The sequence below is a fragment of the Jiella marina genome, from assembly GCF_024359545.1.
In the GTDB taxonomy this organism is placed as follows: Bacteria; Pseudomonadota; Alphaproteobacteria; order Rhizobiales; family Rhizobiaceae; genus Jiella.
Genome location: NZ_JAKQZG010000002.1, coordinates 445455 through 462597, shown reverse-complemented (window position 1 = coordinate 462597; position 17143 = coordinate 445455). Strand labels below are relative to the sequence as shown.

Below are 17143 nucleotides of genomic sequence, written 5' to 3'. Positions count from 1 at the left end.
CGAGCCCTCAGGAGACGACACCCCATGGCACAGATTGAAATCCCCTCGCAGGAAGAACTCGAAGCCCACGAGGCAGAACTCGTCTTCACGGCCTTTGACGAGAACACCGCGATCGCCGTCGGCATGGCCCTGGTCGAGGCGGGACGGGCGATCCGGGCTCCGATCGTCATCGACATCCGCACCCCGAACCGCACGCTGTTTCACGCTGCCCTGCCCGGCGCTGCGCCGGACAATGATTCCTGGGTGCGCCGGAAGAGCAATTTCGTTCTCCGCATGCATTGCTCCTCCATGCTGGGCGGCGTGCGCTTCAAGGCGAAGGGCAAGACGGTCGGCCCGGAAACCGGGCTCGATGTCACCGAATATGCGGCCCATGGCGGCAGCGTCCCGATCCGTGTGGCCGGTGCGGGCGTCGTCGGCGCGGCGACGGTCTCGGGTCTCTCCCAGCCGGAGGATCACCAGATGGTCGTCGAAGCCTTGCGTGCGGTCTTGAGATAATCGTCCTGAGGTCCTGATACGGCTCTGCCTGGCGACAGGACCGGGCCCCGCCCGTACTCAGTCGGCCGCAACCAACGGGCAATTCTCTCTCAGAATGATCTGGAACGGCGTCGCGGTCGACGAGAACGAGATCTGCTCGTCGCGGCCGAAATGGCTCGCCAGGACATCGAGGCATTTTCTGGCTTCCAGACGCGGGTTCTGGTCGATGACGGCGTCAATCCGACCTTCGGTCAGAAGCATTCGGCGGCGAGCCGTCAGTTCGTGGGTGATGATGACGATCTCGCCCTTGCGCCCGAGCTTCTCGACATTCTGCGAGATCGGGAAATTGCCGGCGGAGACATTGTAGATTCCGCGGATTCCGGGGTGCCGGCGCAGCGCGTCCTCGGTGAGCGATGCCGCACGCTCCGGATCCTCCTCGCTCTCGACGATCTCGAGGAGATGGCAGTTGGCGAAGCGCTCGCGCAGGATCGAGCGGAAGCCCATTTCCCGTTCCTGATGGCCGATCATGTGGTGCATGCCGACGATCACCAGCACCTCGCCGCCCGATGGCCCGATGAAACGCCCCATCAGTTCGCCGGCCACGCGGCCCATCTGCCGGTTATCGGGGCCGACATAGGCAAGACGGCCGCTCTGGGGCAGATCGGTCACGACCGTGACCACCGGAATGCGCGACGCGGCCCGTTTGACGGCTTCGGCAAGCGGCGGCCGGTCCGGGCAGGTGATGACCAGCCCGTCATAACTCGCCGCCAGTTCGTCGATCCGCGCGACGGTTCCCGGCACGTCCAGCGGGTCCATGGGATGCAGGAGAAACGAGATGCGGGTGCTGCCGCCCGCATGTTCGAGTTCGGCGAACGCATCGCGGAGCGAGGCGAAGAAATCGTTCTCGCGCGATTGCATCAGGACGGCGATCCGCAAGGTCGGCAGATGCGACCGGAAGATCCGGCGATCGAGATTGAGCTGGCTTGCCCATTTGAGAACCCTGGCCTCGGCCTTCTGCGATACACCGCCGCGGCGATTCACGACCCGATCGACGGTGCTCAGGCTGACGCCGGCGGCCTTGGCGATCTCTTCCAGAGTGGTCTTCCGGCTCATGGCGGCATTTTGAGGGGAATCCTTCAAAATGCAAGTGGATTGGCCGGAATACGTCGACTAGGGTCCGCTCCGGTTCTGGGAGGAATCCTTCATGAGCACAGTGAGTGGTCCGGGTCACCTTCGGCTCGGCATCAGCCCGTTGTCGTGGGTCAACGAGGTTCTCGACGATCTCGGTCGCGGGACGACGCCTGAGCAATGCCTTTCCGAGGCGCGGCAGGCCGGGTTCGAAGGCGTCGAGAACAGTCGCATCTTCCCGCAATCGGCCGAGGCGCTGGGAGCGCTTCTGCGCCAGCACGAGCTGCAATTCGTCTCGGGCTGGTACAGCGGCTTTCTCGCCGAGCGCGGCGTCGCGGCGGAGCTCGAAGCCGTTCGCGACCATGCGAGCCTGCTGCGCGCCTGCGGCGCCGAGGTGATGGTCTATGGCGAGTGCGGCGCGATGACGGATGATGCCCTGGACGTGCCGATGTCGCAGCGGAGGACGATGGGGGTCGGCGATTTCGCAGACTATGGCGCGCGACTGACCGAATTCGCGGAGGCGCTGAAGGACGCGTTCGGTCTCGCGCTGAGCTATCACCATCATCTGATGATGGTCGCCGAGACGCTGGACGAGATCCGGGCGGTCATGTCGGCGACGGGTCCCGCCGTCGGTCTGCTGCTCGACACCGGGCATGCCCATGCGGGCGGTTTCGACTACGCGGCGCTGATCCAAGAGTACGGTCCCCGGATCAATCACATCCATCTCAAGGACGTCCGCGCTCCGATCCTCGACCGCGTGCGCAACGAGGGCCTGAGCTTCAACGAAGGCGTTCGCCTCGGCATGTTCACCGTTCCCGGCGACGGCGACATCGACTTCGGACCGGTCGCCCGCTTCCTTGCGACCGGCAGTTATCAGGGCTGGCTCGTCGTCGAAGCCGAACAGGACCCGGAAAAGGCGCCGCCCGCCGAGACCGTCGCCCGCGCCCATCGCTTCGTCACCACGCACATCATTCCGCCGGCCGGCGCCTGAACCGGCCGCGGGAAGGGAAAACCATGTCAAAGCCTATTCTCAATATCGGGCTCATCGGCTCGGGCTTCATGGGCCAGGCCCATGCCGACGCCTATCGCCGGGCTTCCCTGCTCTATCGCGACCTGCCGATGCTCCCGGTCTGCCACACGCTGGCCGACGCAACGCCCGAACTGGCCGCCGCCGCGGCCGACCGGTTCGGTTTCGCCCAATCGACGGCGGACTGGCGCGAGATGGTGCGCGATCCCGAAATCGACGTGGTCGACATCGCCACGCCCAATGCCATGCATTTCGAGATGGCGATGGCGGCCATCGACGCCGGCAAGCATGTCTATTGCGAAAAGCCGCTGACGGTCACGCTCGAGGACGCCGAACGCCTGGCCGCGGCGGCCGAGGCGAAGGGCGTCAAGACCATGGTGGCGTTCAACAATGTGAAGACGCCGGCGGCTCTCCTCGCCAAGACGCTGATCGAACGCGGCGACATCGGGACCCCGACGCGCTTCCGCGGCTGGTTCGACCAGGGCTTCTTCAACGATCCCGACATGCCTTGGTCGTGGCGATGCTCGCGCGAGCAGGCGGGGACCGGCTCCCTCGGCGATCTGGGAAGCCATGTGATCTCGGTGGCGCAATTTCTCATGGGCGACATCGAGAGCGTGTTCGGGCAGGAGCAGACGGTCTTTCGGACGCGGCCGGCGCCCGGCACAGGCTCCGGCTATGCGGCCAGCGCAGATGCCTCCGGCAAGCGCCTGGACGTCGAGAACGAGGACCAGTTCCAGGCGCTCGTCACCTTCGCCAATGGCGCGGGCGGCACGATCGAGTCCTCCCGGATCGCCGCCGGCAAGGTCTTCGGCGTCTATTGGGAGGTCTCGGGCACGGAGGGGACCATTCTCATGGATGGCGAGCGGTTCAACGAGCTGAAGATCGCCCGCTATGGCGACGAGAAGCACGACCGCGGCTTCAAGACGCTCTTGGCCGGCAGCCAGGTCCCCCAGTTCACCGGCTTCTTCGGCTTCGACTTCGCCGGCGGGGGGCTCGGATATTTCGACGTCAAGGTGATCGAGGTCCACGACCTCGTCCACGGCATTGCCGGCCCGGACCCCTGCTTTCCCGACTTTCGCTTCGGCGCCGATAACGAGCGGATCATCGCCGCGATGGCGCAATCCGCCGCCGAAGACCGCCGCCTCCAGATCGGAGACGTCGCATGACCGCCATCGCCCTGATGGGAGCCGGACGCATGGCCAGGGTCCACGCCGCGGCGATCGCCGCAGCCGGCGCCAGGGTCGCCACGATCTACGATCCCGTTGCGCAAGCGGCAGAGGCACTGGCCGAGACGACCGGCGCCCGGATCGCGGCCAGCGCCGCGGAGGCGATGGCGGACCCGCAAGTCGAGGCGATCATGATCGCCACCTCCTCCGACACCCATATCGAGCTGCTCGACCACGCCGTTTCGCTCGGCAAGCCGGTTCTGTGCGAAAAGCCGCTCGCGGCGACCTTTGCGGAAAGCCGGGACTTCGTCGCGCGCGTCGGGGAAGCCGCGGCGCGGCGGGTCTTTCTCGGCTTCAACCGCCGCTTCGACCGGGGGCATGCTTCGGTCCGTGAAGGGGTGCATGCCGGCCGGATCGGACGCCTCGAGCAGTTGACGATCACCAGCCGCGACCCGGCGCCGCCGCCCCTGGAATACATTCCGCGTTCGGGCGGGCTGTTTCGCGACATGATGATCCATGATTTCGACATGGCGCGCTCGATCCTTTCGAGCGACATCGTGTCGGTGACGGCCCATGGCTCCTCCATCGTCGACCCGGATATCGGCCGGCTCGGCGACATCGATACGGCCAGCGTGACGATGCTGACGAGGGACGGCACGATCATCAACATCCTGAATTCGCGCCGCTGCGCCTTCGGGTTCGACCAGCGGATCGAGGCGTTCGGGGAGAAGGGCATGCTCATGTCCGACAATCCCCGGCAATCCGGTTTTCGGGCGTTCACCGCCGAGACGCCGGGGACCGACGCGCCGATCCTCGAATTCTTCATGGAACGCTACGGCCCGAGCTACACCGCCGAAATCCGGCTCTTCCTGGAATGCGCCCGCGACGGCCGAGACATGCCGGTGAATGCGATCGACGGCCTGATGGCGGCCTATCTCGCCGAGGCGGCGGCGGCCTCGCTCAAGCGAGGGGCGACCGTGCATCTGACCGGCCCGGACCAGGATTTTGCAGAATGAGCAGGCTGAACGAACGACATGCCGGCACGGCCGCCGTGGTCACCGGCGGCGCCCAGGGCGTCGGCTTCGCCATCGCCCGGCAACTGGTCGAAGAAGGGGCCGGGCGGATCATGCTCGCCGGCCGCGACCCGGCAAAGGGCGAGAAAGCGGTCGCGGAACTGAAGGCGATCGGCGCGAGCGACGTCGCCTTCACGCAAGTCGACCTCAAGGATCCCGAAGCGTGTCTCGGCCTGATCGAGACGGCCGTTGCGCGGTTCGGCGCCGTCAACGCGCTGGTGAACGCCGCCGCGCTTGGCGCTCGCGGCACGCTGCTCGACACCTCCGTCACGCTCTGGGACGAGATGTTCGACACCAATACCCGCGCCCCCTTCTTCCTGATGCAGGGCTTCGTGAAGCATCGGATTGCGGCCGGCGGTGGCGGCGCCATCGTCAACATCCTGTCGCAATGCGCCCATTGCGGCCAGTCGTATCTTTCACCCTATTCGGCATCGAAAGGCGCGCTCGCCACGCTGACGAAGAACGTCGCCAACGCCTATCGCGGGCAACGTATCCGCTGCAATGCGATCCTGCCGGGCTGGATGGACACGCCCGGCGAGGACGCCACCCAGCGGAGGTTTCACGGCGCGACCGATGGCTGGCTCGAACGTTCCGAAGCCGCCCAGCCGATGGGACAATTGTGCAAGCCGCATCAGCTTGCCGGACTGGCCAGCTATTTACTATGCGATGATGCCGCGGGCGTCGTGACTGGCGCTCTCATCGATTATGATCAGAATGTCCCCGGCTCCTATCCGGAATAGGATCGGGTCACCGCTCTTCGGAGCACTTACATCCCAGGGAGGAATTATGAAGAAGATACTCGCAACCGCCACGATGCTGGCCCTGATGACCGGATCGGCCATGGCCGAGCGCTACGTGATGGTAACGCATACGCAGGGCACCGATCCGTTCTGGCCGGTCGTCGAGAAGGGCGCCAAGGACGCCGCGGCGGCAGTCGGTGCGGAACTGGAGTACAATTTCGCCCCCTCGGGCGACATGGCGGACATGGCGCGGCTGATCGAATCGGCCGCCGCGACCCAGCCCGACGGGCTGATCGTCTCACTCCCCGATGCCGACGCGCTCGGTGGTGCGATCAAGGAGGCCTCGGATTCCGGCATTCCGGTGATCACGATCAATTCCGGTCTCGAAGCCTACAAGGAAGTCGGCGCGCTGATGCATGTCGGCCAGCCGGAGCGCGAGGCGGGTATGGCTGCCGGCGAGCGGGCCAAGGCCGAGGGCGCGACCAAGTCGCTCTGCCTCAACCAGGAGGCCTACAACACCGCGCTCGTCGATCGCTGCGAAGGCTATTTCGAGGCGATGGGCCAGGAGCTGAACATGATCGACGTCTCCAACGACGTCACCCAGATCCAGACCCGCACCGCCGCCGCGCTCCAGTCCGACCAGGAGATCGACTCGCTGCTCGCCGTCGGTCCGCATGTCTGTGAAGCCGCCGCCAAGGCGGTCGAGGAAGTCGGAGCCGAGATCTATCTGTCCTGCTTCGACATGACGCCGGGCGTGATCAACCTGATCAAGGACGGCAAGGTGCAGTTCACGATCGACCAGCAGCAATATCTGCAGGGCTACATGCCGGTGGTGGTGCTCCATCTCTACAACACCAATGCAGGCATGCTGCCGGGCTCCAACATTCCGTCCGGCCCGGGCTTCGTCGATTCCTCGAACGCCGCGGAAGTCGAGAAGCAGGCCGGCACGACGCGCTGAGGCATTGCAGACGATCCGACAGCATTGGATCGGATCGCGATGAAACCGGGGTGGCCGCGTCGTCGGCCGCCCCCTCGCCGTTCAGCCAAATTCGAGATCGATCATGTCCGAGGCCAGCCAGCCTGGTACCAAGCGTACCGAATCCGACCGTCTGAAGAAGGGAGGCACCTTCTCCTCCCTGATGCGCCGGCCCGAAGCCGGGGCGTTCCTGGTGATGATCGTCGTCATCGCCGCCATCGCTTTCGCCAGCGAGGGCAACGCCTTCAATCCGCTGGGCCTCAAGAACAATCTCTCGGTCATCGCGCAGTTCGGCATCATCGCCACCGGCGCCTGCCTGTTGATGATCGCCGGCGATTTCGACCTGTCGATCGGCTCGATGATCGGCTTTGCCGGCATGTCCATGGCGATGATGCTGAAATGGGGCCTGCCCTTCGGCCTCGGCGAGGCGACGCCGGTCACAGCCTTCTTCTTCACCTTGGTGATGACGCTGGCGCTTGGCTGGCTGATCGGCACGATCGTCGTGAAGTCGAAGCTGTCGAGCTTCATCGTCACGCTGGCCTTCCTGTTCTTCCTGCGCGGCCTCACCGAGGTCTGCTTCCGCGTGATCAATTCCTCGACGCAGATTTCCGGCCTGCCGGACTACAAGGAGCAGAGCTGGTTCGCCTACATGTTCGGCGGCGAGGCCTTCGGCTTCGTCTACGACATCTGGTTCTGGCTCGGCGGCAACCTCAATCGTGCCGGCAACCAGTGGGTCACGGGCCTCGACGCCCGCGTCGTCTGGTGGCTCTTGGTCGCCGCGCTCGCTTATGTCGTCCTGTCGCGCACCCAGGCCGGCAACTGGATCTTCGCCACCGGCGACAACCGGGAAAGCGCAAGGGCGAACGGCGTGCCTGTCGACAAGACCCGCGTCTCCCTGTTCATGTTCACCGCCTTCTGCGCCACGCTGTTTGCCGCCTGCCAGGTCTTCGACACCAACACGGCGGACGCCGCCAAGGGCAATCTGAAGGAACTCGAGGCGATCGCCATCGCCGTCGTGGGCGGCACCTTGATGACCGGCGGCTTCGGCTCGGTGATCGGCGTGGTCTTTGGCGCCATCACCTTCGGCCTCGTCGCCAATGCCGTGTTCTTCATCCCGGCGATCGACGGCAGCTACTACCGCGTCTTCGTCGGCGTCGTGCTGCTCACGGCCGTCTTCCTGAACGAAAGCGTGCGCAAGCGCATCACCGGAGGGCTCTGACAATGGCCGAACCGCTCATCCGCGCCGAAAAGCTGGTCAAGCGCTTCGGCCCCTTCACCGCGCTCAACGGCATCGACCTCGAAATTTATCGCGGCGAGGTTCATGCGCTGCTCGGCGACAACGGCGCCGGCAAGTCGACGCTGATCAAGGTGCTCGCCGGCGTGCACCAGCCGACCGAGGGGCAGCTCTATGTCGAGGGCAAGCCCGTCACCTTCCAGTCGCCGCGCGATGCGACGGAGGCCGGCATCGGCACCGTCTATCAGGATCTGGCACTCAACCCCCTGATGAGCGTGACCCGCAACTTCTTCATGGGGCGCGAACTGACCACCGGCCCGCAGCCTTTCGGCCTTCTGAAGATGGACGAGATGGACCGGATCACCCATGACGAAATGGTCAAGATCGGCATCGACATCTCCGATCCGGGCCAGGCCGTGGGCACCATGTCCGGCGGCCAGCGCCAGACGCTGGCGATCGCCCGCGCGATCCATTTCGGCGCCAAGGTTCTGATCCTCGACGAGCCGACCTCGGCGCTCGGCCAGAAGCAGCAGATGGAGGTGCTGAAGACCATCGCCCGCGTCCGCGCCCGCGGCGACATCGCGATCATCTTCATCACCCATAACGAGGTCCACTCCAACCTCGTCGCCGACCGCTTCACCTTCCTCGCGCTGGGCGAAGTCATCGGCAAGGGCACGAAGGAGGAACTGAAAGGCAAGGACATCCGCCACCTGATGGCCGGCGGCGTGGAGATGGCCGACCTCGAACAGGAGATCGCCGCTATTTGAGGCCGGCGAGGGCTTAAGAACCGCCGCGCGACGCGCGGTCGGCGGGAACGTCAGCATGACCCTGCCGGAGGCCGAAAAACGCGAAGGCGGCATCTCCGGCCCCGCCCTCTACGACGGCCGGTTCGATGCGGCGGAAGCGCTGGAGGTGTTGGCGGACGAGAGCGGTCTGTCCGACTGCTTCCGCGACTGAATACGGTGTTTCGCCACAAGAGCCTCCGCCTCGTCATCCCGGCCTTGAGCCGGGATCCATGCCTCATAGGGGCCATGCCCAAGCTTTGAAGGACTTGGTTCTTTTTCGGCATCGCAGTTCTTGTCATGATCGATTTGGCATGGATCCCGGCTCAAGGCCGGGATGACGGTTGGCGTCAAACCAAGCAACACGCGGCCGACGCTTGAAAGATGTACGGCGATAAACCAGTCCCTGGAGATGGTCTTCGATTAGTTGCTCCAGAATGCCCAATTGGGGACGCTTCTCATCCGATCGTCATAGGGAAGCGAAAAATCGACTGGTACGCACTGCTGCAATTTTTGATGACAAGGCAACATCTCCGGTAGCGGCCCATCAGTCATATCTTCTTCCGTCCTCTCCAGCGTCAGGCTCTTCAGCCTCACGCCTTCGCCGAAACTCTTCGCCAGATCGTCCGGGTCGACCTGCTCGATGGTCGAGGGGTCGGAGATGTCCCGGAAGGTGACGAGCAGCGGATACGCCTTGCGCGGGATCAGCACGGCGACACCCGTCCGCTGATCGAGCACGTTCTCGATCGTCTCCTCGCTGCCGGGATAAAATCGGCCGGTATTGAACGCGAAGGAGGCGTTCGGGCCGGCATCGCCCATATAGCCCTTCTCACCCTTGAGCAGGGCGATCAGCACGCCGCGCTCGCCGAGATCGACCACGACCGCCTCGCCATGCGGGATCCACTTCACCTTCGCGCCGGGCAAGCTCTTCGCCAAGTCCATGCGATTGGCCGTGAAGCCGATGCGCACAACACTCTCGCCGGTCTTGATACCCTCGGGCGTCTCCACCACCAGAACCATCTTCTGGTTCCATTCGGAGATGCTGCAACCAGCGAGCATGCCCAGTAGGCAAACGGCAAGCGACAGCAGAATCCTGCGGATCATTGGCCACCGAACTCCGAAGCATGAACGACACGCGCAGGCTAACCGTGCCCTCCTGACAAAACATAACCAGAAATCGTCGAAACCGCTCTCCCTGCCACCATCCGCATTCCCATTTCCGTGACTTAATGCAAATAACTTGCAAAAGCAGAAAAGACCTGATTGGAATCGGCTGAAAGGAGACCGTTTCCATGGCATGTCCAGTTCGATCGGCGCTGTTCGGGGCTTCGATCGCCGCGCTCGCGACGATCCTCGCGTCCCTTCCTGCCCGTGCGCAGGAGGATGGGTTCAAGGTCGTCACCACCTTCACCGTCATCGCCGACATGGCAAGGAACGTCGCCGGCGACGCGGCGGAGGTGGTTTCGGTGACGAAGCCGGGCGCGGAAATCCACGGCTACGAGCCGACACCGCGCGACATCGTCAACGCCTATGGCGCCGATCTCATCCTCAGAAACGGGCTCAATCTCGAACTCTGGTTCGAACAGTTCCTGCAGAATCTCGGAGACGTGCCGTCGGTGACCCTGTCGGAGGGGATCGACCCGATCCCGATTTCGGAAGGCTCCTATGAGGGCCAGGCGAACCCCCATGCCTGGATGGGGCTCGAGACGGCGCTGATCTATGTGGACAATATCCGCGACGCCTTCGTGGAATACGACCCCGACAATGCCGAGACCTACCGAGCGAATGCGGAGGCCTACAAGCAGGAGATCCGCGACACGATCGAGCCCTTGCGCGATCGGATCGCCGGGCTGCCCGAGAACAAGCGCTGGCTCGTCACATGCGAGGGCGCCTTCAGCTATCTCGCCCGCGATTTCGGTCTGAAGGAGCTCTATCTCTGGCCGATCAATGCCGACCAGACCGGCACGCCCCAGCAGGTGCGCAAGGTGATCGACGGGGTCGAGGAACACGACGTGCCGGCGGTCTTCTGCGAATCGACGGTGAATACCGCTCCGGCCGAACAGGTCGCCCGCGAGACCGGCGCGGCCTATGGCGGGGTGCTCTATGTGGATTCGCTCTCCCAGCCGGACGGGCCGGTGCCGACCTATCTCGACCTCCTGCGCGTCACCGCCCAGACCGTCGCCGACGGCCTGAGCGGGGCGACGAATTGAGGGGGCTGGAGGTACGGATGCCAATCACCTCGGTTTCCGCGCGTTTGCGAGGTGGTTTACCCCCCTCTGTCCTGCCGGACATCTCCCCCGCAAGGGGGGAGAATGGCTCTTCATCGAAATTTCCTCCCACCACTCTCGCCCCTTGCGGGGGAGATGTCGGCGTAGCCGACAGAGGGGGGTCTTGCCGCACCCGATCGAAGCCTGCAAACGAAGCCGGGTCGTGGACCTTCACGACCGTGGCGAGGCAAACATCCCATGGATGACCGCGCCGATCTTCCGAAGACCACCGACAGCGCCGACGGCATCCGCGTCGAGGGCGTCGCCGTCACCTATCGCAACGGCCACACCGCGCTGCGCGACGCGAGCTTTCAGATCCCGCGCGGCACGGTGACGGGGCTCGTCGGCGTCAATGGGGCGGGAAAGTCGACGCTTTTCAAAGCGTTGATGGGCTTCGTGCCGGTCGCAAGGGGCGAGATCCGGCTTCTCGGCCGGACCGTGCGCCAGGCGCTGAAGGAAAAGCTCATCGCCTATGTCCCCCAGGCCGAGGAGGTCGACTGGAGCTTCCCGGTGTTGGTGGAAGACGTGGTGATGATGGGGCGCTACGGCCATATGGGCTTTCTGCGCCGGCCGAGCCAAGCCGATCACGCAGCGGTCGAACAGGCTCTCGCCCGGGTCAACATGACGGAGTTTCGCGAGCGCCAGATCGGTGAACTCTCCGGCGGACAGAAGAAGCGCGTCTTCCTCGCCCGCGCGCTGGCCCAGGACGGCAAGGTGATCCTGCTCGACGAGCCCTTCACCGGCGTCGACGTGAAGACCGAGGACCAGATCGTCAAGCTTCTGGGCGAACTGCGCGACGAGGGCCGGGTCATGCTGGTCTCGACCCACAATCTCGGCTCGGTGCCGGAATTCTGCGACCGCACGGTCTTCGTCAAGGGCACGGTGCTCGCCTATGGCCCGACCGCCGAGACCTTCACGAGAGCCAATCTGGAGCGTGCCTTCGGCGGCGTGTTGCGCCATTTCACCCTGGGCGGTGCCGCGCTTCACGACGATGATGATCCACGCAAGGTGAGGATCATCACCGACGACGAACGCCCCTTCATCGACTATGGCGACCAGATGGTGGTCTCGGAAGGTCCGCCCCGATGATCGCGGCGCTGATCGAGCCCTTCACCTATTCCTACATGGCGAACGCCATGTGGGTGTCGGCACTGACCGGCGCGGTCTGCGCCTTTCTGTCGGCCTATCTGATGCTCAAGGGCTGGTCGCTCATCGGCGATGCGCTGTCCCATTCCGTCGTGCCGGGCGTCGCCGGCGCCTATATGCTGGGCCTGCCCTTCGCGCTCGGGGCCTTCATTTCCGGCGGGCTCGCGGCCGGCGCGATGCTCTTCCTGTCGGATCGTTCGGGGCTGAAGGTCGACGTGGTGATCGGCATCATCTTCACCTCCTTCTTCGGCCTCGGCCTGTTCATGGTCTCGATGAATCCGATGGCGATCAGCGTCCAGACCATCGTGATGGGCAACATCCTCGCCATTACCCCGGAAGACACGCTGCAGCTCGCGATCATCGGCGTCGTGTCGCTCGCGATCCTCATCCTCAAATGGCGGGATCTGATGGCGGTGTTCTTCGACGAGAGCCACGCCCGCTCGATCGGGCTGCGTCCCGGTCTGTTGAAGGCGGTGTTCTTCTGCCTGCTCTCGGCGGCGATCGTCGCGGCGATGCAGACGGTCGGTGCCTTCCTCGTCATCGCCATGGTGGTGACGCCGGGCGCCACCGCCTATCTGCTGTCGGACCGCTTTCCGCGGCTGATCGCGTTGTCCGTGGCGATCGGCGCCGTGACCAGCTTTCTCGGTGCCTATCTCTCCTATTTCTTGGACGGCGCCACGGGCGGCGTCATCGTCTCGCTGCAGACGGCGATCTTTCTGCTCGCCTTCCTGTTCGCGCCGAAACACGGGCTCCTGGCCGCAAAGCGCAAGGCCGCGGCCGCCCTGAAGGAGACCGAGACGACTGAAGCTTCGCGCCCGCCGCTGGCAAGGGTACGGCCATGACGCTCGACGCCGCGCTCCTGCCGTTCCAGTTCCCCTTCATGCAGAATGCCTTTCTGATCGCGATCCTCGTCGCGGTGCCGACGGCGCTTCTGTCCTGCTTTCTGGTCCTGAAAGGCTGGGCGCTGATGGGCGACGCCGTCAGCCATGCGATCCTGCCCGGCGTGGTGCTCGCCTGGATCCTCAACATTCCGCTGGTGGTCGGAGCCTTCGCCGCGGGCATGGGCTGCGCGCTGCTGACCGGCTATCTGTCGGACAACAGCCGAGTGAAGCAGGACACGGTGATGGGCGTCGTTTTCTCCGGCATGTTCGGCCTCGGCATCATCCTGTTCACCGCGGTCCAGACCAACCAGCATCTCGACCATATTCTCTTCGGCAACATGCTGGGCATCGGCCCGGACGATCTGTTGACTGCCGGCATCATCGCACTCGCCGTGGCCGTCGTCCTGTTGCTGAAATGGAAGGACCTGCTGCTCCACGCCTTCGATCCCGCCCAGGCCCAGGCGGCGGGGCTCAACACCGGCCTCCTGCACTACGGCCTCCTCGCAGCGCTCTCGCTCACCATCGTCGCGACGCTGACCTCGGTCGGGCTGATCCTCGCGGTTGCGCTCCTCGTCACGCCCGGCGCCATCGCCTTCCTGCTCGTGCGCAGCTTCGGGCGAATGCTGGTCACGGCGGTTGCCGTCTGCATGCTCTCGATGCTGACGGGCACCTATCTCGCCTTCTTCATCGACTCCGCACCGGCGCCGACGATCGTGCTGGTGCTGACCGGGCTGTTCATCCTCGCCCTTCTGCGCCGGCTGGCACTGACGAAGCGGGCTTCGGCGGCGGGCGAGGATAGGAGGATTCTCCAGCGGGAACCCACAGCGTGACTTAAACAGGGGTTACCGCCCTGTGTCGGCTCCGCCGACATCTCGCCCGCAAGGGGGGAGAGTGGTGGGAGCCAACGTCCATGAAGGCCTTTGTCCCCCCTTGTGGGGGAGATGGGTGGCAACCCAGAGGGGGGTCTGGCACCAGCGTCGGACGATTATTCGCGGGCGGCTTCTGCTCAGCCCTGCCGGACATCTCCCCCGCCGTTCGACAGGCCCAGCAGCGGGAGATCAGTTGACCTCGCTCCCTCAGCCCAATCTTCAAGAGATCGTTTTGCCTTCCCGCAATCCCCTTTGCGAAAAACCCGCCCCCGGCTAATCTCGCTTCCCACGAGGCCTTGGGAGGGGCTGCCTGCATGAGTACGCAAGAAACGAGCAGCCTGAACCCGACCGACGACGAGCGTTCGGAAATTCACGACCCGCTGGCTTCCAGCTTTCCGGCAAGCCTCGAAGGCCGCCTGCTCTTTGCGATCGCCATTGCCTTCTCCACCTTCCAGCTACTGACCGCCGCCCATCTCTGGGACATGCCGAGCCAGATCGTGCGGGCGGTGCATGTCGGCTTTCTGTGCCTGCTCGGCCTGCCGCTGGTCGCGGCGCTCAAGCACCAGGCCGTGCCACTGCGCGCCCTGTTCTGGGTCCTCGGCCTGCTCGGCATGGCCGTCGCCTTCTATCAATGGTGGGAATACGAGGCGCTGATCTTTCGCGCTGGCACACCGACGACCCTGGATACGGTGGTGGGCGTCGTCGCCCTCGTCGTGCTCTTCATCGCCACCTGGAGGATCATGGGGCCGGCCCTGCCGATCATCGCCGGGCTGTTCCTCGCCTATTGCCTGTTCGGCGAATATCTGCCCTCCCCCTTCATCACCCGGGGCTATGCCTTTTCCCAGGTGATCGATCACATGGCCTTCGGCACCGAGGGCATCTACGGCATCCCGACCTACGTCTCCTCCTCCTACATCTTCCTGTTCATCCTGTTCGGCTCGTTTCTGGAGCGCGCCGGCATGATCAAGCTGTTCACCGATATCGCCCTCGGTCTCGTCGGCGGGGCGAAGGGCGGGGCGGCCAAGGTCGCGGTCTTCTCCTCAGGCCTGATGGGCACGATCTCGGGCTCGGGCGTCGCCAATGTGGTGACGACGGGCCAGTTCACGATCCCGCTGATGAAGCGCTTCGGCTACCGGGCGGAGTTTGCCGGCGGCGTGGAATCGACCTCCTCCATGGGCGGGCAGATCATGCCGCCGGTCATGGGGGCGGTCGCCTTCATCATGGCCGAGACGCTCAACGTCGCCTATGCCGAGGTGGTGACGGCGGCGCTGATCCCGGCGGTCCTCTATTTCGCTTCCGTTTTCTGGATGGTGCATCTCGAAGCCGGCAAGCGGAACCTCCTCGGCCTGTCGAAGGAGGAACTCCCCTCTGCCTGGCGCGCGCTGAAGGTCGGCTGGTATCTGATCCTGCCGCTCGCCGTCCTGGTCTGGCTGCTCTTTGCCGGCTACACGCCGCTTTATGCCGGCACGATCGGTCTCGCGCTGACGGCGCTCCTGATCCTCGGTGCGCCGATCGCCGCGGCCATGCCGGCCCTCGCCATGCGTTACGTCTTCTGGATCGCGATCGGCCTCGCGGCGGCGGCCTTCTTCCAATATGGCATCATGCCCGTGGTGATCGCCCTCGCCGCTCTAGTCGTCGGCTGCGTTTTCCTCAAGGGCGGGCGCGAGACCCTGATCGTCAGCCGCGACGCGCTCGCCGACGGCGCCAAGACCGCCCTTCCCGTCGGCATCGCCTGCGCCATCGTCGGCATCATCGTCGGCACGATGACACTGACGGGCGTCGCCAACACCTTCGGCCAGTTCATCGTCTCGGTCGGCGACACCTCGCTCTTCCTCTCGCTGATCCTCACGATGATCACCTGCCTCATCCTCGGCATGGGCATCCCGACGATCCCGAACTACATCATCACCTCCTCGATTGCCGGCCCCGCCCTTCTGGAACTCGGCGTGCCGCTGATCGTCAGCCACATGTTCGTCTTCTATTTCGGCATCCTCGCCGATCTGACGCCGCCGGTGGCGCTCGCCTGTTTTGCCGCCGCGCCCATCGCCAAGGCGCCGGGCCTCAGGATCTCCTTCGAGGCGGTGAAAGTCGCGCTCGCCGGCTTCGTCATCCCCTTCATGGCGGTCTACACACCCGCCCTGATGCTGCAGGATGGCGGGCCGCTCGCGGAAGCCATCGGCTATGTTCCGGCGGTGGCCTACATCGTCTTCAAGGCGTGCCTCGCCATCGGGCTGTGGGGGGCGGCCGCGATCGGTTATCTCCTGGCGCCGATGCCCTGGTGGCAGCGCCTGCCCGCGGCGGCGGCGGCCTTCACGCTGATCGCCGCTTTGCCGCTCACCGACGAGATCGGCTTCGCGCTGGCGGCAGGAACGATTGCCACCCATTGGATGACGCGGAAGAAGAGCGTGGATCACCGTGACGAGACGGCAGCGCGGTCGAGCGCACCGCGCTCGCCGGCATGATCTGCATTGCAGCCGGCGGCAAGATCACGACCATCGCCGCCTCGCTCTTCACCCTGACCTGGACGCACTCCGTCGAGAAGACACGCTGGGAGGAAACCTGGCGCGCCGGGCCGGAAGGGCTGACGGTGCTTCAGGGCCGGATCGAAGGTTCGGGCGCGGGCATGGAGCCGCCGCCCAACGCGCGCCTCGAAGACGGCGCCTATGTCTACCGCCTCGACCGTGCGCCGATTCCGGAACTCGTTCTTGCGGCCTCCGGCGCCACCGGCGGCGGCTGGCAGTTTTGCAGCGAAGGAACGGGCTGCGTCGAGCTTGGTCGCGACCCCGGCGCACCGATTCATCTGCGCTGGTGCGGAAAATGACAGCAGGGCAATTTCACCCTGCCGACTAAGCGTCAGCAATTTCTATTCATTTTCAACGAACTGGACTCACCGGTCGCCTCTGCCTAGCATGTCGTTCCGAAGCACCTGTGGCACGGGCGGGCAACGCCATGGGGTAACGTGAACGGACGCGGAATTCTCCGCGTCGCATTGGCTTGGGGCCGAGATGCGGCACATCTCATACAGCAGCATGGCGAACGGTCTTTCGGCCGAGGAATTCGCCGAAATCCTGAAGCATGCTCGCGAATGGAACGAGCAGCATGCGATCCGGGGCGCGATCGCCTTCGACGGGCGAATGGTCACGCAGATCCTCGAAGGGCCGGAGGAGGTGGTCGATCTCCTCTTCCTGCGAATCCAGTCGGACCCGAGACATACGGGCGTCGTCCTGCAGTCACGCGCCGATATCGAGCAATCCCAGTTCGACGGTTTCGGCATGAGCCGGATGTCGCCCAGCGATCTCTACATGATCGCCGTGTCCATCGAGGAGAAACACGGCAGCGGCGACAGCGCCGAAACACCGCTTTTCGCGCGGCTGGCTTAA

The 17143-nt window shown here is 64.8% G+C and carries 18 protein-coding genes; 16 read left to right on the top strand and 2 right to left on the bottom strand.

Annotated features, from left to right (window positions below; all coding sequences use genetic code 11):
• Positions 1-24: 24 nt before the first annotated feature.
• Positions 25-495: a heme-degrading domain-containing protein gene (locus MF134_RS05670; protein ID WP_255338431.1), complete on the top strand. Its 471-nt coding sequence runs from the start codon at positions 25-27 to the stop codon at positions 493-495.
• Between the two features lie 57 nt (positions 496-552).
• On the opposite strand, the gene MF134_RS05665 is transcribed toward MF134_RS05670, so the two are convergent.
• A complete protein-coding gene (locus tag MF134_RS05665) occupies positions 553-1587 on the bottom strand; it encodes a LacI family DNA-binding transcriptional regulator (protein WP_255338430.1) in 1035 nt (344 codons plus the stop codon).
• A 91-nt stretch (positions 1588-1678) separates the two neighbouring features.
• Here MF134_RS05665 and iolE point away from each other — a divergent pair, with 91 nt between their 5' ends.
• The 8 genes from iolE to MF134_RS05625 all read left to right on the top strand — a co-directional run bounded on the left by iolE (position 1679) and on the right by MF134_RS05625 (position 8775).
• Complete coding sequence (gene iolE / locus MF134_RS05660) at positions 1679-2593, top strand: myo-inosose-2 dehydratase (RefSeq protein WP_255338429.1); 915 nt, start codon at positions 1679-1681, stop codon at positions 2591-2593.
• Between the two features lie 23 nt (positions 2594-2616).
• A complete protein-coding gene (locus MF134_RS05655) occupies positions 2617-3795 on the top strand; it encodes a Gfo/Idh/MocA family protein (RefSeq protein ID WP_255338428.1) in 1179 nt (392 codons plus the stop codon).
• Positions 3792-4811, top strand: coding sequence for an inositol 2-dehydrogenase (gene iolG / locus MF134_RS05650; protein WP_255338427.1), 1020 nt, complete (start codon positions 3792-3794; stop codon positions 4809-4811). Before MF134_RS05655 ends, iolG begins: the two co-directional genes overlap by 4 nt.
• Entirely contained in the window at positions 4808-5608 is an 801-nt protein-coding gene (locus MF134_RS05645; protein ID WP_255338426.1) for an SDR family oxidoreductase, read from the top strand. The genes iolG and MF134_RS05645 overlap by 4 nt, the downstream gene beginning before the upstream one ends.
• Positions 5609-5654: 46 nt before the next feature.
• Positions 5655-6566, top strand: coding sequence for a sugar ABC transporter substrate-binding protein (locus MF134_RS05640; RefSeq protein WP_255338425.1), 912 nt, complete (start codon positions 5655-5657; stop codon positions 6564-6566).
• A 103-nt stretch (positions 6567-6669) separates the two neighbouring features.
• On the top strand, positions 6670-7803 hold the full coding sequence (locus tag MF134_RS05635; RefSeq protein WP_255338424.1) for an ABC transporter permease: 1134 nt from the start codon (positions 6670-6672) through the stop codon (positions 7801-7803).
• A 2-nt stretch (positions 7804-7805) separates the two neighbouring features.
• Positions 7806-8585 (top strand): ATP-binding cassette domain-containing protein, encoded by a 780-nt coding sequence (locus MF134_RS05630; RefSeq protein ID WP_255338423.1) that lies wholly within the window; start codon positions 7806-7808, stop codon positions 8583-8585.
• Positions 8586-8640: 55 nt separating this feature from the next.
• Entirely contained in the window at positions 8641-8775 is a 135-nt protein-coding gene (locus MF134_RS05625; protein WP_255338422.1) for a hypothetical protein, read from the top strand.
• Between the two features lie 248 nt (positions 8776-9023).
• On the opposite strand, the gene MF134_RS05620 is transcribed toward MF134_RS05625, so the two are convergent.
• Positions 9024-9899 (bottom strand): hypothetical protein, encoded by an 876-nt coding sequence (locus MF134_RS05620; protein ID WP_255338421.1) that lies wholly within the window; start codon positions 9897-9899, stop codon positions 9024-9026.
• Here MF134_RS05620 and MF134_RS05615 point away from each other — a divergent pair.
• The 7 genes from MF134_RS05615 to MF134_RS05585 all read left to right on the top strand — a co-directional run bounded on the left by MF134_RS05615 (position 9893) and on the right by MF134_RS05585 (position 17143).
• Positions 9893-10810, top strand: coding sequence for a metal ABC transporter substrate-binding protein (locus MF134_RS05615; protein ID WP_255338420.1), 918 nt, complete (start codon positions 9893-9895; stop codon positions 10808-10810). The two genes, MF134_RS05620 and MF134_RS05615, sit on opposite strands and share 7 nt — an antisense overlap.
• 255 nt (positions 10811-11065) lie before the next feature.
• Positions 11066-11956: a manganese/iron ABC transporter ATP-binding protein gene (locus MF134_RS05610; RefSeq protein WP_255338419.1), complete on the top strand. Its 891-nt coding sequence runs from the start codon at positions 11066-11068 to the stop codon at positions 11954-11956.
• Positions 11953-12855, top strand: a complete 903-nt coding sequence (locus tag MF134_RS05605; protein ID WP_255338418.1) for a metal ABC transporter permease — start codon at positions 11953-11955, stop codon at positions 12853-12855. The genes MF134_RS05610 and MF134_RS05605 overlap by 4 nt, the downstream gene beginning before the upstream one ends.
• Complete coding sequence (locus tag MF134_RS05600; RefSeq protein WP_255338417.1) at positions 12852-13724, top strand: metal ABC transporter permease; 873 nt, start codon at positions 12852-12854, stop codon at positions 13722-13724. The genes MF134_RS05605 and MF134_RS05600 overlap by 4 nt, the downstream gene beginning before the upstream one ends.
• A gap of 353 nt (positions 13725-14077) precedes the next feature.
• A complete protein-coding gene (locus MF134_RS05595) occupies positions 14078-16225 on the top strand; it encodes a TRAP transporter permease (RefSeq protein WP_255338416.1) in 2148 nt (715 codons plus the stop codon).
• Positions 16222-16584, top strand: coding sequence for a DUF1850 domain-containing protein (locus tag MF134_RS05590; protein WP_255338415.1), 363 nt, complete (start codon positions 16222-16224; stop codon positions 16582-16584). Before MF134_RS05595 ends, MF134_RS05590 begins: the two co-directional genes overlap by 4 nt.
• A gap of 184 nt (positions 16585-16768) precedes the next feature.
• On the top strand, positions 16769-17143 hold the full coding sequence (locus MF134_RS05585; RefSeq protein WP_255338414.1) for a BLUF domain-containing protein: 375 nt from the start codon (positions 16769-16771) through the stop codon (positions 17141-17143).

Coding starts and splice junctions, on each gene's coding strand:
- MF134_RS05670 (WP_255338431.1), top strand. CDS start 25: ATGGCACAGATTGAAATCCCCTCGCAGGAAGAACTCGAAGCCCACGAG.
- MF134_RS05665 (WP_255338430.1), bottom strand. CDS start 1,587: ATGAGCCGGAAGACCACTCTGGAAGAGATCGCCAAGGCCGCCGGCGTC.
- iolE (WP_255338429.1), top strand. CDS start 1,679: ATGAGCACAGTGAGTGGTCCGGGTCACCTTCGGCTCGGCATCAGCCCG.
- MF134_RS05655 (WP_255338428.1), top strand. CDS start 2,617: ATGTCAAAGCCTATTCTCAATATCGGGCTCATCGGCTCGGGCTTCATG.
- iolG (WP_255338427.1), top strand. CDS start 3,792: ATGACCGCCATCGCCCTGATGGGAGCCGGACGCATGGCCAGGGTCCAC.
- MF134_RS05645 (WP_255338426.1), top strand. CDS start 4,808: ATGAGCAGGCTGAACGAACGACATGCCGGCACGGCCGCCGTGGTCACC.
- MF134_RS05640 (WP_255338425.1), top strand. CDS start 5,655: ATGAAGAAGATACTCGCAACCGCCACGATGCTGGCCCTGATGACCGGA.
- MF134_RS05635 (WP_255338424.1), top strand. CDS start 6,670: ATGTCCGAGGCCAGCCAGCCTGGTACCAAGCGTACCGAATCCGACCGT.
- MF134_RS05630 (WP_255338423.1), top strand. CDS start 7,806: ATGGCCGAACCGCTCATCCGCGCCGAAAAGCTGGTCAAGCGCTTCGGC.
- MF134_RS05625 (WP_255338422.1), top strand. CDS start 8,641: ATGACCCTGCCGGAGGCCGAAAAACGCGAAGGCGGCATCTCCGGCCCC.
- MF134_RS05615 (WP_255338420.1), top strand. CDS start 9,893: ATGGCATGTCCAGTTCGATCGGCGCTGTTCGGGGCTTCGATCGCCGCG.
- MF134_RS05620 (WP_255338421.1), bottom strand. CDS start 9,899: ATGCCATGGAAACGGTCTCCTTTCAGCCGATTCCAATCAGGTCTTTTC.
- MF134_RS05610 (WP_255338419.1), top strand. CDS start 11,066: ATGGATGACCGCGCCGATCTTCCGAAGACCACCGACAGCGCCGACGGC.
- MF134_RS05605 (WP_255338418.1), top strand. CDS start 11,953: ATGATCGCGGCGCTGATCGAGCCCTTCACCTATTCCTACATGGCGAAC.
- MF134_RS05600 (WP_255338417.1), top strand. CDS start 12,852: ATGACGCTCGACGCCGCGCTCCTGCCGTTCCAGTTCCCCTTCATGCAG.
- MF134_RS05595 (WP_255338416.1), top strand. CDS start 14,078: ATGAGTACGCAAGAAACGAGCAGCCTGAACCCGACCGACGACGAGCGT.
- MF134_RS05590 (WP_255338415.1), top strand. CDS start 16,222: ATGATCTGCATTGCAGCCGGCGGCAAGATCACGACCATCGCCGCCTCG.
- MF134_RS05585 (WP_255338414.1), top strand. CDS start 16,769: ATGCGGCACATCTCATACAGCAGCATGGCGAACGGTCTTTCGGCCGAG.